The sequence below is a fragment of the Nocardia arizonensis genome, from assembly GCF_001310275.1.
Taxonomy (GTDB): Bacteria; Actinomycetota; Actinomycetes; order Mycobacteriales; family Mycobacteriaceae; genus Nocardia; species Nocardia arizonensis.
The window spans coordinates 26,120-49,593 of the sequence record NZ_LGYZ01000084.1 but is presented as its reverse complement, the minus strand read 5'-3'; the positions used below and the strand labels follow the sequence as shown (position 1 = coordinate 49,593).

26 protein-coding genes are annotated in these 23,474 nt (G+C 68.5%); 17 read left to right on the top strand and 9 right to left on the bottom strand.

The features are described 5' to 3' along the window. Positions 1–3 precede the first annotated feature (3 nt). Positions 4–1,428, top strand: coding sequence for a proline--tRNA ligase (proS, locus tag APZ21_RS19125; RefSeq protein ID WP_054814703.1), 1,425 nt, complete (start codon positions 4–6; stop codon positions 1,426–1,428). A gap of 136 nt (positions 1,429–1,564) precedes the next feature. Here proS and APZ21_RS19120 read toward each other — a convergent pair whose 3' ends face one another. Further along, entirely contained in the window at positions 1,565–1,972 is a 408-nt protein-coding gene (locus APZ21_RS19120) for a plasmid stabilization protein (protein ID WP_443093698.1), read from the bottom strand. Positions 1,973–2,302: 330 nt separating this feature from the next. Between APZ21_RS19120 and APZ21_RS19115 the strand changes: the two genes are divergently transcribed. The 3 genes from APZ21_RS19115 (at position 2,303) to APZ21_RS19105 (ending at position 5,243) form a co-directional block, all read left to right on the top strand. Further along, entirely contained in the window at positions 2,303–3,523 is a 1,221-nt protein-coding gene (locus APZ21_RS19115) for an oxygenase MpaB family protein (RefSeq protein ID WP_054814702.1), read from the top strand. A 322-nt stretch (positions 3,524–3,845) separates the two neighbouring features. Further along, on the top strand, positions 3,846–4,043 hold the full coding sequence (locus APZ21_RS19110) for a hypothetical protein (protein WP_054814701.1): 198 nt from the start codon (positions 3,846–3,848) through the stop codon (positions 4,041–4,043). Between the two features lie 420 nt (positions 4,044–4,463). Beyond that, a complete protein-coding gene (locus tag APZ21_RS19105; protein WP_082393262.1) occupies positions 4,464–5,243 on the top strand; it encodes a peptidoglycan recognition protein family protein in 780 nt (259 codons plus the stop codon). Between the two features lie 53 nt (positions 5,244–5,296). On the opposite strand, the gene APZ21_RS19100 is transcribed toward APZ21_RS19105, so the two are convergent. The 3 genes from APZ21_RS19100 to APZ21_RS19090 all read right to left on the bottom strand — a co-directional run bounded on the left by APZ21_RS19100 (position 5,297) and on the right by APZ21_RS19090 (position 7,237). Next, entirely contained in the window at positions 5,297–6,088 is a 792-nt protein-coding gene (locus tag APZ21_RS19100; RefSeq protein WP_054814700.1) for an FkbM family methyltransferase, read from the bottom strand. 139 nt (positions 6,089–6,227) lie between these two features. After that, positions 6,228–6,767, bottom strand: a complete 540-nt coding sequence (locus APZ21_RS19095; protein ID WP_054814699.1) for a hypothetical protein — start codon at positions 6,765–6,767, stop codon at positions 6,228–6,230. Then, positions 6,764–7,237, bottom strand: a complete 474-nt coding sequence (locus APZ21_RS19090) for a hypothetical protein (protein WP_063125165.1) — start codon at positions 7,235–7,237, stop codon at positions 6,764–6,766. Before APZ21_RS19090 ends, APZ21_RS19095 begins: the two co-directional genes overlap by 4 nt. Positions 7,238–7,447: 210 nt before the next feature. Here APZ21_RS19090 and APZ21_RS19085 point away from each other — a divergent pair, with 210 nt between their 5' ends. The 6 genes from APZ21_RS19085 to APZ21_RS19060 all read left to right on the top strand — a co-directional run bounded on the left by APZ21_RS19085 (position 7,448) and on the right by APZ21_RS19060 (position 14,317). After that, the gene (locus APZ21_RS19085) at positions 7,448–8,332 is read left to right on the top strand and encodes a Scr1 family TA system antitoxin-like transcriptional regulator (RefSeq protein WP_054814697.1); all 885 of its coding nucleotides are present in this window, start codon (positions 7,448–7,450) and stop codon (positions 8,330–8,332) included. Between the two features lie 38 nt (positions 8,333–8,370). Beyond that, complete coding sequence (locus APZ21_RS19080) at positions 8,371–9,219, top strand: SAM-dependent methyltransferase (protein ID WP_054814696.1); 849 nt, start codon at positions 8,371–8,373, stop codon at positions 9,217–9,219. Between the two features lie 39 nt (positions 9,220–9,258). Beyond that, entirely contained in the window at positions 9,259–9,651 is a 393-nt protein-coding gene (locus tag APZ21_RS19075) for a DUF397 domain-containing protein (RefSeq protein WP_054814695.1), read from the top strand. 92 nt (positions 9,652–9,743) lie between these two features. Next, positions 9,744–10,802: an alpha/beta hydrolase gene (locus APZ21_RS19070; RefSeq protein ID WP_054814694.1), complete on the top strand. Its 1,059-nt coding sequence runs from the start codon at positions 9,744–9,746 to the stop codon at positions 10,800–10,802. A gap of 125 nt (positions 10,803–10,927) precedes the next feature. Next, on the top strand, positions 10,928–11,890 hold the full coding sequence (locus APZ21_RS19065; protein WP_054814693.1) for an alpha/beta hydrolase: 963 nt from the start codon (positions 10,928–10,930) through the stop codon (positions 11,888–11,890). Positions 11,891–12,214: 324 nt separating this feature from the next. Next, entirely contained in the window at positions 12,215–14,317 is a 2,103-nt protein-coding gene (locus APZ21_RS19060; RefSeq protein WP_239476710.1) for an acyltransferase family protein, read from the top strand. Positions 14,318–14,332: 15 nt separating this feature from the next. Here the strand turns inward: APZ21_RS19060 and APZ21_RS19055 are convergent, their stop codons facing one another. Next, on the bottom strand, positions 14,333–15,004 hold the full coding sequence (locus APZ21_RS19055) for a hemerythrin domain-containing protein (protein WP_054814692.1): 672 nt from the start codon (positions 15,002–15,004) through the stop codon (positions 14,333–14,335). A 228-nt stretch (positions 15,005–15,232) separates the two neighbouring features. Here APZ21_RS19055 and mftA point away from each other — a divergent pair, with 228 nt between their 5' ends. The 3 genes from mftA to mftC are packed head-to-tail and all read left to right on the top strand — an operon-like array spanning position 15,233 to position 16,816. Then, positions 15,233–15,328, top strand: a complete 96-nt coding sequence (gene mftA, locus APZ21_RS19050; protein WP_054814691.1) for a mycofactocin precursor MftA — start codon at positions 15,233–15,235, stop codon at positions 15,326–15,328. Continuing rightward, positions 15,318–15,608, top strand: a complete 291-nt coding sequence (mftB, locus tag APZ21_RS19045; RefSeq protein ID WP_054814690.1) for a mycofactocin biosynthesis chaperone MftB — start codon at positions 15,318–15,320, stop codon at positions 15,606–15,608. The genes mftA and mftB overlap by 11 nt, the downstream gene beginning before the upstream one ends. A gap of 17 nt (positions 15,609–15,625) precedes the next feature. Beyond that, positions 15,626–16,816, top strand: a complete 1,191-nt coding sequence (gene mftC, locus APZ21_RS19040) for a mycofactocin radical SAM maturase (RefSeq protein WP_054814689.1) — start codon at positions 15,626–15,628, stop codon at positions 16,814–16,816. Positions 16,817–16,872: 56 nt separating this feature from the next. Here mftC and APZ21_RS19035 read toward each other — a convergent pair whose 3' ends face one another. From APZ21_RS19035 to APZ21_RS19025, 3 genes are all read right to left on the bottom strand, one after another. Further along, positions 16,873–17,811 (bottom strand): homocysteine S-methyltransferase family protein, encoded by a 939-nt coding sequence (locus APZ21_RS19035; RefSeq protein ID WP_054814688.1) that lies wholly within the window; start codon positions 17,809–17,811, stop codon positions 16,873–16,875. A 75-nt stretch (positions 17,812–17,886) separates the two neighbouring features. Next, the gene (locus APZ21_RS19030) at positions 17,887–18,306 is read right to left on the bottom strand and encodes an ArsR/SmtB family transcription factor (protein WP_054814687.1); all 420 of its coding nucleotides are present in this window, start codon (positions 18,304–18,306) and stop codon (positions 17,887–17,889) included. Beyond that, complete coding sequence (locus APZ21_RS19025) at positions 18,306–18,962, bottom strand: SRPBCC family protein (protein ID WP_054814686.1); 657 nt, start codon at positions 18,960–18,962, stop codon at positions 18,306–18,308. Before APZ21_RS19025 ends, APZ21_RS19030 begins: the two co-directional genes overlap by 1 nt. Before the next feature lie 298 nt (positions 18,963–19,260). Here APZ21_RS19025 and APZ21_RS19020 point away from each other — a divergent pair, with 298 nt between their 5' ends. Both APZ21_RS19020 and APZ21_RS19015 read left to right on the top strand, forming a co-directional pair. After that, entirely contained in the window at positions 19,261–20,157 is an 897-nt protein-coding gene (locus APZ21_RS19020; RefSeq protein ID WP_054814685.1) for an NAD(P)H-binding protein, read from the top strand. Between the two features lie 44 nt (positions 20,158–20,201). Next, complete coding sequence (locus APZ21_RS19015) at positions 20,202–20,849, top strand: CPBP family intramembrane glutamic endopeptidase (protein WP_239476709.1); 648 nt, start codon at positions 20,202–20,204, stop codon at positions 20,847–20,849. Positions 20,850–20,988: 139 nt separating this feature from the next. Here the strand turns inward: APZ21_RS19015 and APZ21_RS19010 are convergent, their stop codons facing one another. Then, the gene (locus APZ21_RS19010; protein ID WP_239476708.1) at positions 20,989–21,777 is read right to left on the bottom strand and encodes an MBL fold metallo-hydrolase; all 789 of its coding nucleotides are present in this window, start codon (positions 21,775–21,777) and stop codon (positions 20,989–20,991) included. A gap of 47 nt (positions 21,778–21,824) precedes the next feature. On the opposite strand from APZ21_RS19010, the gene APZ21_RS19005 reads away from it, so the two are divergent. Together APZ21_RS19005 and APZ21_RS19000 are read left to right on the top strand one after the other, a co-directional pair. After that, positions 21,825–22,733 carry a fumarylacetoacetate hydrolase family protein gene (locus APZ21_RS19005; protein ID WP_054814684.1) on the top strand — a complete coding sequence of 303 codons (909 nt, stop codon included), beginning with the start codon at positions 21,825–21,827 and terminating at the stop codon, positions 22,731–22,733. Next, positions 22,730–23,422, top strand: a complete 693-nt coding sequence (locus tag APZ21_RS19000; protein ID WP_054814683.1) for a TetR/AcrR family transcriptional regulator — start codon at positions 22,730–22,732, stop codon at positions 23,420–23,422. Before APZ21_RS19005 ends, APZ21_RS19000 begins: the two co-directional genes overlap by 4 nt. Positions 23,423–23,474 lie beyond the last annotated feature (52 nt).

The following is a 23,474-nucleotide window of genomic DNA, read 5'->3' as shown; positions in this document are numbered from 1 at the left end:
CCGGTGACGACAACGAAGCGACCGAGCGTGCTCGCCTCGCAGACCGAGGATTTCCCTCGCTGGTACCAGGACGTACTGGAGAAGGCGGAGCTGGCCGAGAACGGACCCGTGCGCGGCACGATGGTCATCCGACCGTATGCCTACGGCATCTGGGAGCGGATGCAGGCCGAGGTCGACGCCAGGATCAAGGCCACCGGCGCGGAGAACGTCTACATGCCACTGTTCATCCCGCAGTCCTACCTCGAACGCGAGGCCAAGCACGTCGAGGGCTTCAGCCCGGAACTGGCCGTCGTCACGCACGCGGGCGGCAAGGATCTCACCGAGCCGGTGGTCGTGCGCCCCACCAGTGAAACCGTTTTCGGCGAACTGATGGCCAAATGGATCCAGTCCCACCGCGATCTGCCGATGCTGCTCAACCAGTGGGGCAATGTCGTGCGCTGGGAGATGCGCCCGCGCATTTTCCTGCGCACCTCCGAATTCCTCTGGCAGGAGGGCCACACCGCGCACGCCACGCGCGCCGACGCCGCCGCCTACGCCCTGCGTATCCACCTCGACGTCTACCGCGACTTCCTCCAGCACGTGCTTGCGATTCCCGTGCTGGTCGGCGTGAAGACCGAGCGCGAGCGGTTCGCGGGCGCAATCAACACCATGACCTGCGAGGCCATGATGGGCGACGGCAAGGCGTTGCAGATCGCGACCAGTCACGAACTGGGCCAGAACTTCGCGCATGCCTTCGACATCACCTATACCGACGCCGAGGGCCAGGCCCGTACCTGCTGGACCACCTCGTGGGGGTCGAGCACCCGCATGATCGGCGGCCTGATCATGTCCCACGGCGACGACGCCGGACTGCGCATTCCGCCGCGGGTGGCCCACATCCAGGCGGTGGTGATCGCGGTCAAGGACGATCCCGACACCCTCGGCGCGGCCGCGCGCCTGGCCGAGGACCTGCGGGCGGCGGGTACGCGGGTCCGCCTCGACGACCGGACCTCGCGCAGTTTCGGCCGCCGCGCCACCGAATGGGAACTCAAGGGCGTCCCGCTGCGCATCGAGGTCGGACCGCGGGATCTGGCCAACGGCCAGGTCACCGTCGTGCGCCGCGACACGCAGGGCAAGTCGACCCTGGCGCTGGACACGGTCGCGGCCACCGTCCCGGCCCTACTGGACGACATCCACACCGACATGATCGCCGACGCGCACACCCGTCTGATGGAGCGCACCGTGGACGCCGCCGACACCGCGGAGGCGCTGGAGGCGGCCAAGACCGGATTCGCGCGGGTGCCGTGGCGGGCCCTCGGCGAGGAGGGTGAGCGTGCGCTCAACGAGCACGCCGTCAGCGTCCGGTGCCTGCAAACCCCCGACGGCGGCATCCCCGCCGCCGAGGACCCCTCCGACGATCTGGTCGCCATCGTCGCGCGCAGCTACTGACCCGCCGCACCCGGTCCGTCCGTGCGGCATCATGTCCGTCCACGGGCGGGCCGGCGCCTGTCAGATCCGCGGTTCCATACCGGCACCACGGGCGACCGGCCCCGCCGTCACCGGCGCTCGCGGGATTCGCCGCCCGTCAGTCGCGCCCGAGCGCGTGGGCGAGTTGGGCCTTCGACATCTTGGAGCGGCCCTCGATATTGCGTTGACGTGCCTCGTTGTAGAGCTGGTCACGGGTCGGCCCCTTGGGGCCGGACTTGCCCGAACGCAGGCCACCGCGCCGTCCCGACGAGATGTCCTTGACCGAGGTGCGGCTGGCGGTTCTGGTCTGCCCGGCGCGCGCCCGTTCCTTGTTCACGGTGCGCGCCGCGATCTCCTCGGCCCGCCGCTCGCTCGTCCCGCGTTTCTCGGCCGAATCCTTGATGTGCTCGTACTGCCGTTCCTGCTTGTCGGTCCACTGTCTCGGCATGTCGGTCACCTCCTCGAGCACGGGTACCCACGCCGAGGCGACCAAACATCCAGCGGCCACATCCGCCCACGTGCTCATTATGTGACTACGGGTTACCAAGAAGCAATGGGATGCTCACGGAGATTTCGGGCGACCAGGAGCGAAATCCCCCTCCACTCGACCTCACCCGACTTTCGCCGACCGTTACCAGAACACGCAGTTCAAACGCGAAGCATTGACTTTTGAAGACAATATTTGGCATTGGCCTCCGCCGATTCGGCCACTTTCCACAAAGCCGATGTGCCGGACTTGAACGCTTGATAAGTTAATCACTGTTCTGGTCAGATGAATGGACCGGAGTCGCCATCAGCGCTTGGTGCGTCGCGCGAGCACGACAGCGCGGTGAGCTCAATGAGGAGTAGAGAAGCCATGGACAATCTCAGTAGGCGCAACGCATTGAAGGTCGGGGGCGCGTTGGGCGCGATCGGCGCGATCGCCGTCGCCGCCCCGGTACGCGCCGAGCCCTGGACCTGGTCACCGCAGGGTTCGGTGGCGGGCTACGGGGACGGCGCCGACCCCATGGGAGTGTGGGACGACGAGGCCGATCCGATCGTCGCGAACGTCCTCGAGAACTACAACGTCGCCGACGTCAACGCCAAGCTGCGTACCTGGACCAAGAACGCCCAGCCACTGCCGGACGGTCTGCCGCCGGAACTGCGGGACTTCATGGAGCATGCCCGCCAGATGCCGTCGTGGACCGACCAGGGCAAGCTCGCCACCGCGATCGAATTCAACCAGAAGCGCGGGCTCTACCTCGGCGTCCTCTACGGTCTGGCGAGCGGCATGATGAGCACCGTCATCCCCAAGGAGGCCCGCGCGGTCTACTACTCCAAGGGCGGCGCGAACATGAAGGACCGCATCACCAAGACCGCCAAACTCGGCTACGACATCGGCACCGCCAACGCATACGGCCCCGACGGCGAAATGATCGTGACCTGCCTCAAGACCCGGCTCGCGCACGCGGGCGTTCGCCACCTGCTACCCAGATCGCCCGGGTGGTCGCAGGTCGCCGAGGAGGGCATCCCGATCAGCCAGAACGACATGATGGTCACCTGGCACAGCCTGCCCACCACCGTGATGCGCCACCTCACCGCCTGGAAGGTGCCGATCCCGGCCAACGAGTCCGCCAGTTTCCTGCATTCGTGGCAGGTGGCCGCGCACATGCTGGGTATTCGCGACGAATACATCCCCAACTCGTGGGACGAGGCCGAGGCCCAGGCGCGCCAGACCCTCGACCCCATCCTCACCGCCACCCCGGAGGGCATCAAACTCGCCGATATCCTGCTCGACCTCGGCGCCCAACTCGACCTGACGGTGCTGAGCCGCGGAGTGCTGTCGGCCTTCACCCGCTACCTGATCGGCGAACGCCTCGCCGACTCACTCCATATCGGCCGCGAGCCGGTGTGGAGTCCGCTGCTTGAGGTCAGTTGGCCGCCGTTCGTGGCCGTGCGCGAAGGTCTGCTGCCCGTCGTCCCGCTGGCGAAGGAGGCCTACTGGCTCTTCGACGAATTCCTCCGTCGGTTCGCCCTGCTCTATCTCAACGAACTCCGCTTCACCATCAGCATCGAGATTCCTGACGCCAACCGCTGAGCGACGCGCCGGGCCCGTCCTCGGTCGTCGCGGCAGTGGCTCGGGACAGCGCTGTCCCGAGCCACCCAGGCCGACGGACCCGTCCCGCTACCGGCACCCACGCACCCAACCGCCCTATGTTATTTGATTCTTCTATCAAATGAATGGGTGGAGCACGCGATTCCGCCGGATATGTTACTTTGAATTCTGCTACCATCGAGATACATCCCGCGGCCGGCGCCGACGCCACTCGATCCGGCCGAGGGCGCGGAAACCCACCCTGCGACGATGCGAGGGACATGTCCATGACCGATACGTGCGCGAGCGTCGGGACCGGCTAGCGATGCAACCGCAGCAGGTCCGGCACATCCGTATCCGCATGGGCGCCCTCACCCTGGACTATTCGGCCCCCTCGTCGCAAGCCGACGATGTCGCCCGCATGCTGACCGCGAGCCACCCCGGCCCGAGGGTGTCGGTCACCGTGGACGACGACGTACACGAGGATTTCCCGCGCCTGCCCTGCGCGGGCCTGTGGGCCTGAGCCGTTCCGCGGCAGCCGCTGGCCGATTGCGGCTGAACGCCTTTCGTCCGCGTCCATACTCGTTGACACCGCGGGCGGGCGGCCACCGATGCTCCCACCTTCCCGACGACTCACACCCGCACCCGATCGACCTCGGGATTCGTCCGCATTCCGGCTGAAACCTTGCTATTACCAGCACTATTCGGTGGAGCATCCGGTCGGTGGACACGAATGCCGCCACGGACATCGAACCCCGCCCGATGGCTACGCCAGGGTGAACGCGGTGCTGCGAACGGTGAATTCACCCGGAATCGCCCGCACGGCGACTCGTTGCGTCACCCTGGTCTTGCGGGGGTTCGTGACTGTTCCTCGCCTACTGCTCGTTCGTGTGCGCTCATCCCGATCTTGTTGCCGATAAACGGAATCGATCGAGGAGGACTCATGTCGTGGACAGGAGATCCGGTCTGGTTGGCCGATGTGCTGCGCGCCGACGGCCTCGATGTCGTCGAACATCTCGGCTGGCGCGATCGCGGACACGGCGACTTCGCCGATCTGCGTGGAGTCCTGTGTCATCACACCGGCGGCGGTGGTCCGAACGACTGGCAGGTGGTCCAGTACGGCCGCCCGGATCTGGCCGGTCCGCTCGCGCAACTGGTGCTCGAGCGCAACGGGCTGTACCGGGTGATCGCGGCGGGGGTGTGCTGGCACGCCGGCCGCGGCCGCTGGCCCGGATGGCCCACCGACAACGCCAACTACCACGTGATCGGCATCGAAGCGGTCTCGCGCGGTGACGGAACCGACTGGACCGCGGTACAACTCGACGCCTACAAGCGCGGATGCGCCGCCATCCTGCGGCGCATCGGCCGTGACGCGAGCGATTGCGTCGCACACCGCGAGTACAGCACGGAGGGAAAGATCGATCCCGCGGGCATCGACATGAACGCGTTCCGTCGCGATGTACAGATATTCATCGAGGGAAGGGATACGCCGATGAGCGCAGCCGAGGTCAGGCAGATCCAGGACTTCGTCGCGGGGTTCTGCGGTCCGATCGGCAGTGATGTCAAGGACATTCGCGAACAGCTGTGCGGACTCGCGCAGCGGGACCGGGGCGAGTACGGCGGCTGGCCGCAACTGGGCGGGCGCACGGTGGTCGACGCGCTCGCCGACGCGCTGGTCCGGCTGGCGCGGCTGGAGGAGCGATCCGGTTCATCCCCGCTGTGACGCGGCCCCGCGTATCCCGCCCCGCCGCGGGATACGCGGCCTCGCCCGCGCGGTCAGATATTCGCGCGAACAGCGATCACCTCGTGTAATTCGGTGCCCGCCAGACTCGGATCCTGGCGGGTCTCGGCCGTGAGGCCGTGCGCGGACAGCAGTTCGCAGAATTCGGCGAGGCGGCCGTCGGTGTCGTGCACCTCGGCGACCACCGAACGGATTCGCGGCCAATCGGTTTCGGAGATGCCGTGCAGCACTTCCAGCTCCGCTCGCTCGACATCGACCTTGAGCACGCCGACCTCGCTGTGCGCGGCGTGCGCGGCGAGCAGTCCCGAGACCGTGACGACCTCGACGTCGATGCGTTCGCCGTCGTGCAGACCCTCGGTGATCAGATCGATGGCCTCGTCCTGCAATCCGCTGTTGCGCAAGAAGATCTTGGTCGCCTCGTCGTCGGCCTCGCGATCGGCGTAGAAGCCGGAATTGGCCGAGGCCCGCGGATACCAGGTGAACTGTCGGACGCCGGGCTCGGCGCCGACCGCCGTGCGCAGAGGAATACAGCGCGCGACATGGGTGGTCGCGTTGCGGGACAGACAGTCGAAGGTCAGCGGGGCCGGTTCGGCGGCGATAACCGTGGCGCCGGGGCAGGTGTCGGCGAACATCATGGCGCTGAGGCCGATATTGGCGCCGATGTCGAGCACGACGTCTCCCGTACGCAATTGCGCCGCGGCACGGCGGTAGAAACCTTCGGTCGACATCTCGTTCCACAACATGCGCGCCTCGGCCGGACTGGTGCAGGCGACTGTTCTGCCGTCCTCCAATCGCAGGTTCTGGATGTGCGGGGAATTGTTCAGCATACGCTCTTGCCCCCTTCGAATACCGGCCGCGAGGACCGGTGCAGACGGATGATCAACGCAAGAAAACGGTAGAGCCGGGTACGATTCCCAGGGTACAACCGTGGTGATCGAGATCACGAAGGGCGGCGCAACGGGGAGATCAGCGGGATACGGGGGCACTCACGGAGACGGGCGCGTCCGACTGCGGCGCGGCGGGCAACCGCACCCGTTTCGCCTCGAGATCGGCGACGAGTGCGGCGTAGCTCTCGCGTATCTCGCCGAGCCGGGTCCAGGCGTGGTGGCGGACTTCCTCGTCGTCGCTGTGGCGCACCGTCCACCACGCGGTGGCGAAGGTCTCGGCGACATGGCTGACGACTTGCCCGAGAGTGTGCGAATGCAGGCGGGCGTGCGGTATGCGGGGCAGGTGGGCGGCGGCCCAGGTGTCGATCTTGGCGATGATCCGGGCGGTCTCGGTGTGCACATCGGCGGGGTCGAAGCCCTCGGGGCGGCGATCCGGATCGCCGGGCAGCAGGCTGGCGTGCAGGTCGCCCAGCTCACGGGCCCAGGCCACCATCGGGGAAAGGCCCTCGATATGTCCGGCGATCGCCGCGATCAACTCCCGGGGGGACAGCAGGGGGCCGCTGACGGCGCCGTCCGTCGCCCGGGTGCCGTGTAGGCGACCGAGTACGGATCCGCTCATCGACGGGCCTGTCGGACCGCGGCCAATACCAGATGCATGGGGGGAACATACCCGTCCCGGGGTGGAATGAGCCACCGACGTACACCCGAGGACTCGTCCGCCGGCGAGGGCAGGACGCAGAGTCCGCCGATTCCGACGCCTCGATCGGGGCCCGCGTCGAGGACCATGTGATCCGACCACCGTGGTGAACCGGTGAGGAACGCACACGTCCGGGCGCGAGCGTCGTAGACGACCGGCCCGCACGGCGCGCTGCCCGACATCACCACGGTCACGCCGAGCCATGAGGGCATCACCACCGAACAGATGCGCACGTCGTCACCGTCGAGCAGTATCCGCCCGCGCACCCGGTCGTATTCCACCGGCAGGTCGAGCCTGCCGTAGCGGCGGCATCGCTGTTCACAGGATTCGCGCAACGGCAGCACCGCCGCCAGGTCGGCGGTCGGCCTGCGACGCCGCGGTGGGCACGGCATTGCGCTCGCACGGTGCGGTGGTTCTATTCGCACGCTGGCTGTCACCCGAGACCTCTTGGACCAGTAGGGGAAATCACTCTGATCCGTGTACTCCACGCATCGTGTGGTGATATCGTCGACATTACGGATCATAGCTCGATTATCATTTTTCGCATAGAGGGATTGCAGTAGTGAGGCCTGTCGATCAGGGCGCCGGGATAGGCTGAGCGCATGGGAGCACCGTTGCGCACGGCACGAAAACTGCTGCTAGGACGCGAGATCGCCCACATGATCGCCACGGCGGGAGTGAGTCAGGCCGAAGCCGCGAAACTCATCGAGACCACGCAGAGCCGGATCGCCGGCCTGATCAACGGCGTGGGCGCGATCACCGTCGGAGATCTCGAACTCCTCGCCGCACGACTGGGATTCGATGATCCGCAGTACCTGGACAACCTACGTGAACTACGCCGCGACAATCACAAGCGCGGCTACTGGGACACCGGCGTCCGGGCCGCGTACGCGGAGAACCTGCGACTATTGGTCGATCTGGAGGACCACTCTTCGCTCATCCGGGTCACCGAGGCCGAGATCATTCCCGGACTCGTCCAGTGCCGGTCCTACATCCACGCCCTGCACGAGGCCGCGGGCGAACGCCCCGGCGTCACCGTCGACGACGAGGTCCAAGCCCGACTGGCCCGTCAGGAAGTACTGAACAAACCGAGCACCCAGCTCATCTACCACGCGATCCTGTCCGAATCCTGTCTGCGCCGCGAACAAGGACCGCGGTCGGTGATGCTCGAACAGCTCGAGCATCTTCAGACACTGTCACTGCAACCCAATGTCCAACTCCAGGTGCTGCCGTTCTCGGTGCGGGTGCACGGCGCGGGCATGGAGGACCGCTTCGCCATGTTCCGCGTGCCGTCGCCGGGCGCGGCGGGCGATCTCGACATCGTCGTCACCGAATCGCAAGGCGCCCTGCGCTACAGCGATGACAAACCCGACCTGGCCGCGCGGGAACTGGTGTGGGCGCGCCTGACCGCCGCCGCGCTCAGTCCGGCCGACTCCCGGGAGTTCTGCGCGAATGTCGCGCGCACCTTCCGCCGCAAGACCCGCTGACCATCCCGCCGTAACCACCAGTGACACAGGAGTTCTCAATGGCCGAGGAATTCGTCCCACGCGAGACGGACCCCCGCGTGCCCAGCAGCGCGCGCATCTACCACTACTACCTCACCAGCGAACCGATCTTCGATTCCGACGCGGTCTTCGCCGAACGCATGTTCGAGCTGGTCCCGTGGGCCGACGAATGGGCCCACCACAACCGCAATTTCCTACGCCGGGCCGTGAATTTCATGACCTCCCAGGGCATCCGGCAGTTCCTCGACATCGGTTCGGGCCTGCCGACCGGCGGAAACACCCACGATGTGGCGCGCGCGAGCGTGCCGGACGCACGGGTGGTCTACGTCGACCTCGATCTCGAGGCCGTCGACCGCGCCCACGACCTGCTGGCCGCCCAGAACGCGCTCGACAACACCGCCATCATCGAGGGCGACCTGCGCGTGCCCGGGCACATCCTCGACCACCCCGAGACCCGGCGACTGCTGGACTTCTCGGCCCCCATCGGGCTGCTCATCGTCAGCGTGCTGCCGTTCCTGTCCAACGAAGACAAGCCGCACGAACTCATCGCCAGGCTGCGCGATAGTTTGCCCGAGGGCAGCTACATCGCGCTCAGCCACGCCTCCATGTCCGAGGCGCCGCCCGCCATCCTCGATCGCCTGGTCGAGGCGAACACCCTCTACCAACAGACCGCCGACCCCATCACCCCGCGAAACCGAGAGGAATTCACCCGATTCTTCGAGGGCCTCGACCTTGTCGACCCGGGTGTGGTCTTCGCGCCCGATTGGCGACCCGACGAGCAGGGCACCGTCGATCCGCAGGATCCCGCACGCCGTTGTAACTTCGCAGCTATCGGCCGCAAGCCGACAACGGCGGATCAGGGCAGCTAGCCCGGTCCGCTCGCTCCACCCCGCCGGAAAGGAAACACCATGCAGCAGCTGCCGGAATTCACCCTCGGTGGATTCAAGAAAGCCTCGGCAAGCTCGCCCAGCCAGAACTGTGTCACGATCGCCCGCGTCGACGGTTACACCGCCATACGCGACGACAAACTGCCCGAACCCACCGGGTGCGTCCCGCACGACCAACTCATCGTGCTCACCGACGATCAGTTCGACGATTTCCAGCACGCGGTGCGCGCGGGCCGCACGGTCACCGACCACCTGTCGGTGACCCGGCGCGCGGACGGTATGTACGCCATGCGCGCGGGCGCCGATCACCCGGCGCCCGGGGTGGAGTTCCTGTTCGATCACGCCGAGATGGACGCCTTCCGGCGGGGTATCCTCGCCCACGAGTTCGCCCTCGGCGCCGCGCTCGCCGCCTGAGCCATCCGAGCCCGGCCGGGGCGGGGCCGGGCGCCACGGCCACCGTGGTACGCGATCTCCGGTCGACGCGTCGTGGAGAGCGAGGTGCGAGAGTGGCACAGGATCGGGGTGTCCGGGCGGCGGCAGCCGCGGTGCGCGGACTGCTGCGTCTGCCGCGTTCGGTCAAGCGGGCGCTCGCGGGTCCGGCGGTGCGCCGCGACGGACTCGAACTCGATCTCGACGCCCAACTGCTGTCGCGGATCACCCGCGCGCTGCCCCGCACGCCATTGGATCCGGTGCACTCACCCGCGCGAATGCGCGCCGGTGCGCGGCGCATGGCGGCCATCGGGGCCGGACGGCCGATACCGATGTCGGTCACCGACATCACCGTCGCGGGCGCCTCCGGTCCGCTGCGCGCCCGGGTCTACGATCCCGGCGATACCACCGCGGCACTGGTCTATTTCCACGGCGGCGGATGGGTTTTCGGCGATATCGACACCCACGACGGATGCTGCCGGGCACTGGCCGCCGCCTCGCGGCTGACCATCGTCTCCGTCGAATACCGCCTCGCGCCCGAACACCGGTATCCCGCCGCGGTGGACGACGCCGAGGCCGCCTTCCGCGACATCCTCGCGCGGGCGAGCGAATTCGGTCCCGCGCCCGATCGCATCGGAATCGGCGGCGACAGCGCGGGTGGCTATCTGGCCGCGCTGGTGTGCCACCGTTTGCGCCGCGACGGCGCACCCACGCCGCTGTGCCAACTGCTGATCTACCCGCCCACCGATCTGACCGGCGCGTCCCCCTCCCGCACGCTGTTCGCCGACGGCGTCGCACTCCCCCGCGCCGATATCGACTTCTTCGATCGCTGCTTCCTGCCGCCCGAACTCGACCGCGCCCGGCCCGACGTGTCGCCCCTGCGGGCGGAGACGACCGCGGGCCATCCGCCCGCGCTCGTCGTGACCGCAGGCTTCGACCCGCTGCGCGACGAGGGCGAGGCGTACGCGCACACGCTGCGCTCGGATGGCGTACCGGTCACACTGCGCCGCTTCGACGGCTACATGCACGGCTTCTTCAACAACGTGCTCGCCTTCGCCCCCGCCGTCACCGAGATCGGCGCACTGCTCGCCGAGACGGTGGCAACGGCGCGCGGCGCCTCCGCACCGGAGTTCTGAGCCGGCGAAATCGTTGCCGAATCGACCACCGCGGCACGGCGGCGATACGTTCGGCATCCGTATGGCGAACACCTAGTGTCGACCTTTGTCGGAGGTCCTGCGGATGCGGAGAGGACAACAGCGCCGTGGATAAGCCCCTGTACTACCGCGACCAATCGGACTGGCGCGCTCTTCAGCGCTTCCTGCCCGCCCGATTGCGTCTGGACGAGACGACCGCCCCGGTCGAGGATTTCTGGGAGTGGCGCGGCAATACCGTGCACCTGGACCGGTATCGCAACCCCGAGGCGAAGGCCAAGGTGGTACTGCATCACGGCGTCGGCACCAACGGCCGCCAGATGAGCCTCATCCTCGGCGCGCCGCTGGCCCGGCGCGGATTCGAGACGGTCGCGTTGGACAATCTCGGCTACGGACTCACCCGCCTCGCCCCGCGCACGGTGCCCTCCTACGCCGACTGGGTCGACCTGGTCGTGGACTACCTCGCCTTCGAGCGCTCCCGCGACGATCGCCCGATCGTGCTGTACGGCCTCAGCGCCGGTGGCATGCTCGCCTATCACGTCGCCGCCGCCGCGCCGCCGGACAGTGTGCGCGGCATCGTGGGCATGACCTTCCTCGACCAACGCGATCAGCGGGTCCGCGACCGGACCTCGCACGACATCGTGCACTCCCGCCTCGGCATACCGCTCATGCATCTGCTGGCCGCGACCCCCGCGGCGGGTTTCCGCTATCCGATGACCCTGGCCGCGAAGATGTCGGCACTGGTCGAGAATCCGGCCGCGCTGCGGGTGATGACCCGGGACCGGACCTCGGGCGGCAACTGGGCCTCGGCCCGCTTCCTGGCGTCCTACACCACCTACACGCCCGCGGTGGAACCCGAACTCTTCGACCGTTGCCCGATCCTGTTGACCCAGCCCGCCCGTGACCGGTGGTCGCCGCTGGCCCTGAGCGACCGCTTCCTCTCGCGGGTCACCCGCGTTCCGGTGCGCACGGTGCTGTTGGAGAACGCCGGACACTATCCGATCGAGGATCCCGGACTGCGACAGCTCGAGGACGCGGTCGCCGATTTCGTCACCGAGGTCGCCGACGCCTGAACGGCGCGGCCGCTGCCGATTCCACATCCGGCCGCCGAGGACTCGGCGCGGGTCCGGTGCCTGCTCAACCGATCTCGCTCATCGGACCGGCGGCCGAGGCGGCATGTCGGCGGCTGGGGTGCGTAACTGTTCGGCGCGGCATTGCCTCCGAACGGCCGTGCACGGTGATTTTGCCCTCACGGTCGGTTTCCGGCATCTTTACTGTTCGACCATCCGGCATTCGTCCGACGTTCGCCGGGAGGGCAGATCGGTGCCGCCGCACCGCAGGCGGTGGCCGAAAAGGCGCGGGCGGCACCGCAGTTGGACCGCGAAAGGAGCAGCGCAGTGCCGGTGTCACCGGACGCGGCCGTCCGAGTCGTCCGCACCGCGGCGCCGACGGATGCGAGCACCCGCGAACCGGCCGCCGAATATCGCCACGACCTGGACGGATTGCGCGGTGTCGCGATCGCGCTGGTCGTCGGGTTCCACGTCTGGATGGGCCGGGTGTCCGGCGGTGTCGATGTCTTCCTCGTGCTGTCGGGCTACTTCTTCACCGCCATGCTGCTGCGCCGCGGCGCGCGGGCCGCCGTCGTCGGCGTCGCGGCGACCCTGCGCCGGACCGCGCGCCGACTGCTGCCCGCGCTCGTGGTGGTCCTGGCGGCGGTGGCGGCGACCACCGTCGCCATACGGCCCTATACGCAGTGGGGCGACATCTCCGCGCAGACACTGGCTTCGACGCTGTACGTGCAGAACTGGTTCCTCGCCGACGCCGAATTGGATTATCTCGCACCGAATCCCTCCGTCAGCCCCTTGCAGCATCTGTGGTCGATGTCGGTGCAGGGACAGTTCTACCTGGTCATGCTGCTGCTGATCGCGGTGTGGCTGCGCATCACCCGTCGGATACCGCCGCGCGTCGAGCGAGCGGCGCTGGCACTGCTGTTGACCGGTCTCGCGGCGCTGTCGTTCTGGTACGCCCTCGACGGCGTCGGCCGCCACCAGGCGTGGACCTACTACGACACCGGCGCGCGCATGTGGGAACTGCTCGCGGGCGCGCTGCCCGCGGTCCTGGCGCCCGCGGTGCGCCTGCCGAATCCGCTGCGCGTACTGGCGGCGATGCTCGGCATTCTCGGCGTCCTGAGCTGCGGCCTCCTCTTCGACGGCGCCAACCAGTTCCCCGGCCCGGCCGCGCTGTATCCGGTGCTGTCCACTGTGGCGTTGATCGTGGCCGGAATGAATACCGCTGCCGCACAGCGCTCCTGGGTGAATCGGCTACTGTCCACCGCGCCCTGCACCGGACTCGGCACCGTCGCCTACACCTTCTACCTGTGGCATTGGCCCATTCTCATCTTCTATCTCGCCGAATACGGCGAAGCGTCGGCGGGGCTCGCCGACGGCGCGCTGGTCGTCGCCATCGCACTCGTACTCGCGGTCGCGACACAGCGTTTCGTGGAATCGCCACTGCGCCAACGCTCCCCCGCGCGCTCGCGGATCGCACGGGCGCTGCGGCAGCGCCTGCTGATACCCGCGGTCGGCGTGACGGGTGCGGCGGTCATCGGCGCGGCGGTCGGCTGGCAGGCGAGTCTGGCCGTCCATCCGGCCGCGCCCCAGCCCGTACTCCAGGTGGCCGAGTATCCCGGCGCGGCCGCGCTGGTCCCCGGCGTGGTCTATACCTCCGCGCCCATGCGCCCCACCGTGCTCGAGGGCTGGAACGACGCGCCCGCGCCCACCCTGGACGGCTGCATCACCCCCGACCGGGAGGTCCGCACCTGCGTGTACGGCGATCCCACCGCCGCGCGCACCATCGCCCTGGTCGGCGGATCGCATTCCGAACACTGGCTACCCGCCTTCGAGGTGCTCGCCCGCCGATACGGCATCAGGATCGTCACCTACCTCAAGCAGGCGTGCCCGCTTACCCTGTCCGATGAACCCTCCTACTCCCATTCGCCGTTCCCGGAATGCCGCGAATGGTCGACCGAGGTCATCGAGCGTCTGGCCGCCTCACCCCCGGACTGGGTCTTCACCCTCGGCACCTACTACCGGGTCGACGGCTCGGGCGACGAGGTGCCGCCGGAGTTCCGCGACGTGTGGGCGGCGCTGTCGGAGCGCGGACTCGACGTGCTCGCCATGCGCGACACCCCCCGGCTGCGCCGCGACGGCGTGCTCTACCGCGCCGTCGACTGCCTCGGCGGCCGAGGTACGGCGTTCAGTTGCGGAGTCGATCGGGCGATGGCGCTCGATCCCGTGAATCCGGCGGTGGACGCCGCCTCCGGCTATCCGAACGTCTACCCGCTCGACCTGTCGGACTCGCTGTGCCGCCCCGACCACTGCTGGGTCGCCGAGGGCAATGTCCTCATCTACCGTGACGAACACCACCTCACCGCGAGTTACGCCCGTTCGCTCGCCCCGGAGCTGGGCAGGCAGATCGGCGCGATCACCGGCTGGTGGTGACCGCCGCCGAAACCCCTAGCCCGCGATCACGGCCTCACGCTTGTCGAAGGAGCGCACCATCAGTCCGATCAGTACGCGCAGGACCGGTCCGACCTCGGCGCGCAGCTTCGCCAGTTCCGCCTCGGTCGCGTAACGGACGGCACGCGGCACCTCGAAGGAGAGTTTGCCGCCCTTCTTCGCCGCGTTCTCGACGCGCGTCCAATCGGCAACGCTCACATAGCGATCCACGATCGGGAACACCACGTTCTCCTCCTCGGCGATGTGCTCGGACAGCAGCGCGTGCGCCGCGGTGAGCGTCTCGGCGAGGGCGGCGGCGGAAGCGCGGCGGTCGCCCTCGCTCGCGGCGAAGGCGGCCGAGCGCTCCCGCAGCGCGGTGAGCAGCGAGTCGAGGTGGATGTGGTCGTCCTCGAGTTCGCCGACACTGATGGCCGATCCGGCCGAGGCGATGAGTACCGGCCAGACCACGTCGTCCTCGATGGTGTGGTGGTGGTGGATGGAATCGCACAGCAGGTCGAGATACCGCGCGATGGCGGCGGCCCGCGCGGGCGGGCACGGCGAACCGGCCGCGATGCCCGCGGTGATCTCGGCGAAACGCGCGGTGTCGGCGATCATGCCACGGTGCGCGATCTTCATGCCGGTGACATCGGGGCGCACCCTGGCATCGGCGGTTGCGGTGATCCTGCTCATGACGACTCCTCCCAATCGCGGCCTTCGCGGCCGTTGTCCGGGTACTGCACCCGATCGGACAACAGCGTGCACGGGGTCGCTTACGGGTTGCTTGGCCATCGCTTGCATTCCACAACAAGATCGCTGACCAGCGATTTCACCCGATACAGCCGCAGGCACTTCCATTTTGTCATTCGATGCCATTATGCTGGCGGTCACATTAGCCCCACGGCAAGGCGAGGTTTGGCCATGAGTGATGTGACCCGTACCGACACCGACGACAACCTGGTCGAGGACGTCCTCGTCGAGGAGGTCTCGATCGACGGAATGTGCGGTGTCTACTGACCCCGCAGCCTTCGACCCGACCCTGCCCTACACCCTGGCGGGGTCGGTGTCGCTGCGGCCCGAACCCTTCGGCGCGCTGGTCTACGACTACGCGACCCGACGACTGTCGTTTCTGAAGACACCCCGGCTGGTGACCGTCGTGCGCGCGCTGGAACACCATGCGGACGCGTTCAGCGCCCTGACCGCCGCCGACGTCCCCGCCGCCGACCACGATCGGTATCTGCGCGCCCTGCGCGGATTGTGCGAATCGGGCACCATCCACCCGCGCCGCGCGTCCTGAATCGAACGGGATCCACCATGAAACTTGTCGAGCACTTCGAATACGGCTTGGACGCACCCATCTGCCTGACCTGGGAGCTGACCTATGCCTGCAATCTCCAGTGCACCCATTGCCTGTCGGCCTCCGGTCGCCGCGACCCCCGCGAATTGACCACCGCCGAATGCAAATCGGTCATCGACGAGTTGCAGCGGATGCAGGTGTTCTACGTCAATATCGGCGGCGGCGAACCCACGGTGCGCTCGGACTTCTGGGAATTGCTCGACTACGCCGTTGATCACGGCGTTGGAGTGAAGTTCTCGACCAACGGCGTTCGCCTCACCCCGGACAAGGCGCGCAGACTCGCCGCCACTGATTACGTCGATGTGCAGATCTCCATCGACGGCGCCACCGCGGACGTCAACGACGCCGTCCGCGGTGCCGGTTCGTTCGACACGGCCATCCGCGCCATGCAGAATCTGGCCGACGCGGGCTTCACCGGCTTCAAGATCTCGGTCGTCATGACCCGCCACAATGTGGGTCAGCTCGACGAGTTCAAGGCCATCGCCGACCGTTTCGATGCCCAGCTGCGCATCACCCGCCTGCGACCGTCCGGGCGCGGGGCCGATGTCTGGCAGGATCTGCACCCCACCATCGATCAGCAACGCGAGATCTACGACTGGCTGATCGCGCACGGCGAGAACGTGCTGACCGGTGACTCGTTCTTCCATCTCAACGCGCTCGGTTCGGCACCGCTGCCGGGACTGAATCTGTGCGGCGCGGGTCGGGTGGTATGCCTGATCGACCCGGTCGGCGACGTGTACGCCTGCCCGTTCGCCATCCACGACCAGTTCCTGGCGGGCAATGTGCGCGCACCGGGCGGCTTCGAGACCGTGTGGCGCGAGTCGGAATTGTTCACGAGCCTGCGCGAACCCCAGACCGGCGGCGCGTGCACCGCGTGTTCGGCCTTCGACTCCTGCCGCGGCGGCTGCATGGCCGCGAAGTTCTTCACCGGACTTCCGCTGGACGGGCCCGATCCCGAATGTGTGCGCGGCAACGCGGAATTGGCGCTGGTCGGCGCGGGCGCGAATCGCCCGCTGCCGGACAAGGACCACTCCCGCACCGGCACTCGTCGCACGACGGTGTCGCTGGGCCTGCCCTCGACACCGCCGGTCCTCACGGCACCCGACCGCGCGTGCGACACCAGTCCGCTTGCCGGATTCGGTCGCTGACCCCGCGTTCCACCCGGGGACCGACCGATAAGCCGGTCCCCCAAAGTTTTCCCGACTTATTCGCCCGCGCAGGCGGCCGCGATCGCGGCGACGTGCCGGTCGTCGGTTCCGCAGCAGCCGCCCAGAACAACGAGATTCGGGAAACGTCGACGCAGTGCGGCGTACTGTTCGCCCAATTCGGCGGGATCGCCGGTGTCGAGTTCGGCGGCCTCGTCCAATTCGGCGTGGCTGAGCCGAGAGGCGTTGGCGCGCAACAGCCCGATTCGCTCGGCCCACGGCTCCGACCGCAGTGTCGAGGCGAAATGATCGGGATGCGCGCAGTTGATGCCGTAATGCACCGGATAGCCCCCGGTCGCCGCGTCGACCTGTTCGATCGCCTCCGCGAGCGACTGCCCGGACGGCAGGGCACCGTCGATCTCCACGGTGAATCCGACCGCGACCGGCATGGATTCTGCACGCGCGGCCTCGGCGACGCCGACGGCCTCCTCGGCGTAGGTCATGGTCAGCACCGTGACCAGATCCGCGTCCGCCGCGGCGAACGCGGCGACCTGCGGCCGGTGGTATTCGCGTGACTCGCGCACCGTCATCCGCGCGCCGACCTGGTAGCCGTCCCCGCGCGGTCCGACGTTCCCCGAACGGAACACCGGTGTGCCCGGCGCGGATTCGGCGCGGATCTCATCCACCAGGGCGACCGCCGCGCCATTGATCGCGGCCAGGTCGTCGGCGTCGAAGCCCAGCCGCGCGCCCCAGTCCGCCGAGGCTCGCCAGGTGGGCGTGTCCAGGACGATGCCGAGTCCGTGCCGCCGGGCGATCTCGGCGTAGGCGCGATAGTAGCGGCGCAGTACCGCGCGGCCCGGCGCCGTTGTCACCAGGGGAAATGCCGCGAAATCCGGCAGGTCGAGACCCTCGTGGAAGACCAGGGTGGTCTCGAGTCCACCGTCGGTGAGCAGCATGGCGCCCTCGGGCCAGGGCGGGGTCGGGCGGGCGGCGGTCATCTGGGTCTCCGTCTCCGGTCGGTAGGGGCGTCTCGATAGAAACGGCGTCGGCCCCCGTGCGGTTCACCGACCGCACTACCCCGATCGGCGGGATGGCGCACCATCCTCGTGCGCGCGCCGCCTCCCGATCCCCTGTTCGCCCGCGACCCGCCGATCGCGGCGCCCGCGCGCGACCTCGGTGGCCAGTGCATCCAGCGGCTGAGCGAACTGCTCGATGGGATGCAGCAGCCGAACCAGCCACGCGCGCGCCGCCTCGACGCCCGCCGGGTCGACGGCGTAGATGCGGCGGGTGCCCTCGGCCCGGACCGTCACGAGTCCGGCCTCGCGCAGCACCCTCAGATGCTGGGAGACGGCGGGCTGGGATATCGCGGCCGTGGCGCGCACCGCGTCGAGGATCGCGCCCGCCGAACTTTCCTCCCGGGCCACGATCTCGAGGATGCCGCGGCGCACCGGGTCGCCGAGCGCCTCGAAGATCACGGCCGCCGCGACGTCCATCAGGATTCGGAATCCTCCTCCGGCACCGTCGTATAGAACACGATGGTGTTCTCGGCCGCGGTGTACGCCGCTATCGGGTCGTCGCCGTCGGCCGCCGCCGCCGCTGCCCAGCTCTCGGCGACGCCGCGCACGAAGGCGATACCTTCGGGCGTGGTCGGGAATTCCATCGCCGCGCTCTGGTCCACGGCTTCTCCGCTGCTCAGGTACAGGCCGAGTCCCACAAGGGCCAGATCCCAACCGACGCCGACCGCACCGGGCCCGAACCGCGTCGCGAAGTCGGGATCGACCATCGCCTCGTGCACCAGTTCCAGCCGCGTGCCGTCGCCGTCGGGCGTCAGGGTCACCTCGAGCCAGGACATCTGCGGACCCATCTCCCAGGTCACCGCGAAACTCTCCGGCTCGTCGCACCGTTCGACGAGGCCGCCCGCATTGCCTTCGAGCTGGTAACGCCCGCCGACGCGCAACTCGCCGGTGACCGGCAGGAACCAGCGCGGCAGCCGTTCGGCATCGGTGAGCGCACTCCACAGATCCGCCCGATCGGTGGCGTAGGTGCGCCGCGCGATCGCGATCCTGGTCGGCGCGCCGTCGCGCTCTCCCGAACGGACCTCCCGAGCCACCAGTCCCGCGACGGCCGCCGGATCGGTCAGTAAGACCATGGCAACAACCTCCCTATATAAGTTTCAACTTATATTACACACTCGCGGCGATCCCGCCGCCGACACCACGAACCCAACGGTCGCGGCGGCGGGGCTCGACGATCGACCACGATGCCGATACCACGCGGACCGGGGCGAACGATGTCGAGCGGGACCGTCGACGGCGAGCGCGGAACAAATGCGGCCGACAGCCGTGTACAGATGGTCTACGCGGGTACCAACGAGATCATGAAGAGACCATCGCGCGCCGTCTCCGATGGCAGCGGGTCGCAGGCGCGCCACCCGGAGAGGATGCGAGATGACAGTGCTCGTCGCGGGCTCGACCGGTTTCATCGGCAGGCGACTGTGCCCGGCGCTCGAGGAGGCCGGATACCAGGTGCGCGCCATGACCAGACATCCCGGCCGCTACCACGGCGCGGGCACGCCGGTGCGGGGTGATGTCGCCGACCGCGCCTCGCTGCGGGCCGCACTGGAGGGATGCGACAGCGCCTACTATCTGGTCCACTCCCTGGCCACCGCCGACTTCCGCCGCAGGGACGCCGCGGCGGCGGAGAACTTCGGCGCGGCGGCGGCCGAGGCGGGGGTCGCCAGGATCATCTACCTGGGCGGACTCGGTGACGACCGCGACGACCTGTCCGAACATCTGCGCAGCCGCCGCGAAGTGGAGGGTCTGCTCGGCGCGTCCGGGGTCGCCGTGACCACGCTGCGGGCGGGCATCATCGTCGGTGACGGCGGCATATCCTGGGAGATCACCCGCCAGCTCGTGGAACATCTGCCCGCGATGGTCACCCCGCGCTGGGTGCGCACCCGGACCCAGCCCATCGCGGTCGACGACGTCATCCGCTATCTGGTCGGCGTACTCGCCATTCCGCGGACGGCCGGGCGCACCTTCGAGATCGGCGGCCCGGACGTGCTGGAATACATCGACATGCTGCGCCGGGTGGCGCGTATCGAGGGCCGCAAGCCCGCGATCGTGCCGGTTCCGCTGCTCTCGCCGCGACTGTCGTCGATGTGGCTGGCGCTGGTCACCGACGTCGACCTCACCACGGGCCGGTCGCTGGTGGATTCCATGGTCAACGAGGTCGTGGTCCGCGACGACTCCATCCGCGAATTCCTGCCCTTCGAGCCGATCGGATACGACGAGGCGGTACTGCGCGCACTCGGCGAGCGCGCCGGCGTGCGGCACGCCTCATGACCCAGCGTGCGACACGCCTCATGACCCAGCGTGCGACACGCCTCGTGACGCAGCGTGCGGCCCACGCCCGCCGCGAGAGCGCGACCGGGCATCGTATCCGGGTCGCGGGAATCGCCCTCGCGGGCACCGCACTGCTCGGCGCGTCCCTGTCCACGCGCCCGGCAGGTACGGACTTCTACGCGCTGACCGCGGCGACCGCGGCCACCTGGACCATCGGCGGGCTGGCCACGACTCCGCGCACCGACGAGCATCGGCGCGAGCCGGTGCTCGCGCCGATCGCGACCGGGGTCGCCGCCTTCGGTGTCTTCTACGGCTGCGCCCTCGTCGCGCGCCGGATCCCTTTCCTGCGCAAGGCGATCGCCGGGGTATTGCGCTACGCCGACCGCGCGCCGACGCCGCCGGTGCTGCTCACCGCACTGGCCAATGGCGCCGCCGAGGAGGTGTTCTTCCGAGGCGCGGTGTACGCCGCCGCGGGCCCGCATCCGATTCCGGTGTCGAGCGCGATCTACGTCGTGAGCACCGCGGCGACCCGCAATCCCGCGCTTGTCCTCGCCGCGGCGGTGATGGGTCCGCTGCTCGGCCTCGAACGCCGCCGCACCGGCGGTGTCCGCGCGCCGATACTCATCCATCTGACCTGGTCGACGCTGATGATCCACTATCTGCCGCCGCTGTTCCTCGACGAAAGCCGCTGAGCCACCCGGCTATTCGCGAGATCGTTCGAGATCCGCCGCCGCGCGGCCGCCCTCGACGTCGGCGCGCCGGTCGCGATGGCAGAGCGGAGCATCCCCATGCTATGCCGGGCGTCCGTCGGGTTGGAGACGAAATATCAGGTCACCGACCGGTCGCGCGTTCTCGGGCGAGTTCGACGGCACGCCGGACGCCTCCGTCCCACAGCGGGCCGTGCCCCGGGACCACCAGCTCGGCGTCGACGTCCTCGAAGCCCGCGAGTCCGTCGACGGTGGCGGGGGTGGAGTGGTTGAAGAAGTCGGGCAGGATCTGCGGTCCGCTGATAGGGCTGGTCGGATGGGCGGTGACCAGCGCGTCACCGGTCGCGACCACGCCCGCGAGTGGCAGGTGGAAGCCGCTGTGCCCGGAGGTGTGACCGTGGCTTGCGATAGGAATGGGCGAGCCGGGCAGGTCGAGCGGGCCGTCGGAGGGGAAGGGCTGGATATGCGGTGCGCTGTTGTCGCGCAGTCCGCCCGCCGCCGCGATGCGCAACGCCCACGCCGCGGTCCTCGGCCGCCAGGCGCGGCTGATCACGTCGAGGGGGGTGGCGGATTCGTGATATTCGCCGCGCGCGTGGCCGACCTCCGCAGCGGAGGTGTAAGCCGGAATGCCGTAGCGCGCGTGCAGATGCGAGATCGCGCCGATGTGGTCCCGATGCGCGTGGCTGAGCAGCACCGCGGCGATGTCCTCGGGTCTGTGGCCCAGCGCGCGCACCGATTCCTCGAGGACACCCGCGTCGCCGATCCAACCCGCGTCGATCAGGGTCAGCGCGCCCCCGTCGCGGGCGAGCACCATATTGACGTCGGTGCCCTCGACGCAGAACACATTGTCGGCGACCTGGTAGTACCGCATACCCAACTCCCATTCCCGGAACAGTTGTTCCGAACTTAGCATCGGCACTGCTATATTCGGAACAGTTGTTCCGAGAAATTGGAGGCCGAATGAAACTGCGCCGCGTACTCGTCGGGGACGAGTTGATCACCGAGCGCCTCGACGACGAGCAGTGGGTCGCACACGACGACATCACCGCACTCGGCGGCTCGAATTTCGCCCCCGACCGGCTGCGCGAGATCGCCCGTCGTCATCTGCGCGGCACCGACGCGCTGCTGCCGTTCCAGCCGCTCTCGTTCCGAGATTTCTTGCTGTTCGAACAACACAATATCGATGCAGGCCGCGGCATGATGGCCCGCTTCCACCCCGGACTCGCGCGCACCGCCGCCGTCGTCGAACGGCTCACCCGCCGTGACTTCCCGCTCTACAAGCCGCGCCCGCTGTTCTACCGACAGCCCATCTACTACATGTCCAACCACCTGACCTTCGTACCCACCGGCACGCCGATCACGCCGCCGAGCTACACCGAGGCGCTCGACTTCGAACTCGAGCTCGGCTTCGTCCTGGCCGCCCCGCTGCTGGACGCGACACCCGAACAGGCGCTGGCCGCCATCGGCGCCTTCGTGCTGGTCAATGATCTCAGCGCGCGCGACGTGCAGACCGCCGAGATGACCAGCGGACTTGGACCGCAGAAGGCCAAACACTTCGCGAGCTCGATGTCGGCGACCGCGGTGACCGCCGAAGAGATACTGCCGAAGGTCGGCGAACTCACCGGCTCGGTGCGGATCAACGGCGAGACCGTCAGCACGGTCACCACCGCGGGTATGCAGTGGACCATCGGCGAGGCGCTGGCCCATGCCAGCACCAGCGAGCAGTTGCTGCCGGGCGAACTGTTCGCCACCGGCACACTCCCGGGCGGCAGCGGTATGGAGACCGGACACTGGCTCGCACCCGGCGACACCCTCACCCTGACCCTCGACGGCATCGGCGATGTGGAACATCGCATCATGGGTCGATGAAGGCCGACGCGCCATACGGACCGCGCGCCGTCAACCGGGCGCGCGTACGCGCCCGACTGCTCGACTCCGCGGAATCGCTGTTCGCCGATCACGGTTTCGACGGCGTCGGGGTCCGCGACATCACCGATCACGCGGGTACAAGGGTCGCCGCGGTCAGCGATCACTTCGGGGGCAAGGAGGCGCTGTTCCGCGATGTGCTGCTGCGCCGCGCGGTGCCGCTGAACAACCGCCGCCGCGAACTGCTGGCGGCACTGCCGCGCCGCGGTTCCCGCGCGAGCAGGCTGCGCGCCCTCATCGAGGCGTTCACCCTGCCGCTGCTCGAACTCGCCGACGGCGACGACGGCGCCCGCGACTATCTGCGCCTGCTCGCCCAGAACTCGAGTTCGCGGCAACCGGTCCTGCTGCTGGTGGCCGACGAATTCAACGCCATCGCAGGGCAGTTCATCGACGGCCTGCGCCAACTGTTCCCCGCCGCGCCGGACGCGACGCTCTACGACGCGTATACGCATCTGGTCGCCGCCGCCATGCACACCTTCGCCGATAATCTGCGGCTGGACCACATCACCCACGGCCGGCTGCGCACGGGCGACTACCGCGAACGCTACGCGGCGCTGATCCCCTTCCTCGAAGGCGGCATCACGGCACTGGCCACCCGTTCGGCTCCCGGCGCGAGCGGGGTCGCGCGGTGAGCTACCGGTTTCTCACCGGTGCGCCGTGGCGGCGCGGGGATATCCGCCGGTC

Coding starts and splice junctions, on each gene's coding strand:
- APZ21_RS19020 (WP_054814685.1), top strand. CDS start 19,261: ATGACAGTGCTCGTCGCGGGCTCGACCGGTTTCATCGGCAGGCGACTG.
- APZ21_RS19120 (WP_443093698.1), bottom strand. CDS start 1,972: ATGAGCACGTGGGCGGATGTGGCCGCTGGATGTTTGGTCGCCTCGGCG.
- APZ21_RS19110 (WP_054814701.1), top strand. CDS start 3,846: ATGCAACCGCAGCAGGTCCGGCACATCCGTATCCGCATGGGCGCCCTC.
- APZ21_RS19085 (WP_054814697.1), top strand. CDS start 7,448: ATGGGAGCACCGTTGCGCACGGCACGAAAACTGCTGCTAGGACGCGAG.
- APZ21_RS19080 (WP_054814696.1), top strand. CDS start 8,371: ATGGCCGAGGAATTCGTCCCACGCGAGACGGACCCCCGCGTGCCCAGC.
- APZ21_RS19105 (WP_082393262.1), top strand. CDS start 4,464: ATGTCGTGGACAGGAGATCCGGTCTGGTTGGCCGATGTGCTGCGCGCC.
- APZ21_RS19100 (WP_054814700.1), bottom strand. CDS start 6,088: ATGCTGAACAATTCCCCGCACATCCAGAACCTGCGATTGGAGGACGGC.
- APZ21_RS19010 (WP_239476708.1), bottom strand. CDS start 21,777: ATGCTAAGTTCGGAACAACTGTTCCGGGAATGGGAGTTGGGTATGCGG.
- APZ21_RS19055 (WP_054814692.1), bottom strand. CDS start 15,004: ATGAGCAGGATCACCGCAACCGCCGATGCCAGGGTGCGCCCCGATGTC.
- APZ21_RS19075 (WP_054814695.1), top strand. CDS start 9,259: ATGCAGCAGCTGCCGGAATTCACCCTCGGTGGATTCAAGAAAGCCTCG.
- APZ21_RS19090 (WP_063125165.1), bottom strand. CDS start 7,237: ATGCCGTGCCCACCGCGGCGTCGCAGGCCGACCGCCGACCTGGCGGCG.
- APZ21_RS19000 (WP_054814683.1), top strand. CDS start 22,730: ATGAAGGCCGACGCGCCATACGGACCGCGCGCCGTCAACCGGGCGCGC.
- mftC (WP_054814689.1), top strand. CDS start 15,626: ATGAAACTTGTCGAGCACTTCGAATACGGCTTGGACGCACCCATCTGC.
- APZ21_RS19035 (WP_054814688.1), bottom strand. CDS start 17,811: ATGACCGCCGCCCGCCCGACCCCGCCCTGGCCCGAGGGCGCCATGCTG.
- APZ21_RS19005 (WP_054814684.1), top strand. CDS start 21,825: ATGAAACTGCGCCGCGTACTCGTCGGGGACGAGTTGATCACCGAGCGC.
- APZ21_RS19025 (WP_054814686.1), bottom strand. CDS start 18,962: ATGGTCTTACTGACCGATCCGGCGGCCGTCGCGGGACTGGTGGCTCGG.
- APZ21_RS19115 (WP_054814702.1), top strand. CDS start 2,303: ATGGACAATCTCAGTAGGCGCAACGCATTGAAGGTCGGGGGCGCGTTG.
- APZ21_RS19095 (WP_054814699.1), bottom strand. CDS start 6,767: ATGAGCGGATCCGTACTCGGTCGCCTACACGGCACCCGGGCGACGGAC.
- mftA (WP_054814691.1), top strand. CDS start 15,233: ATGAGTGATGTGACCCGTACCGACACCGACGACAACCTGGTCGAGGAC.
- APZ21_RS19030 (WP_054814687.1), bottom strand. CDS start 18,306: ATGGACGTCGCGGCGGCCGTGATCTTCGAGGCGCTCGGCGACCCGGTG.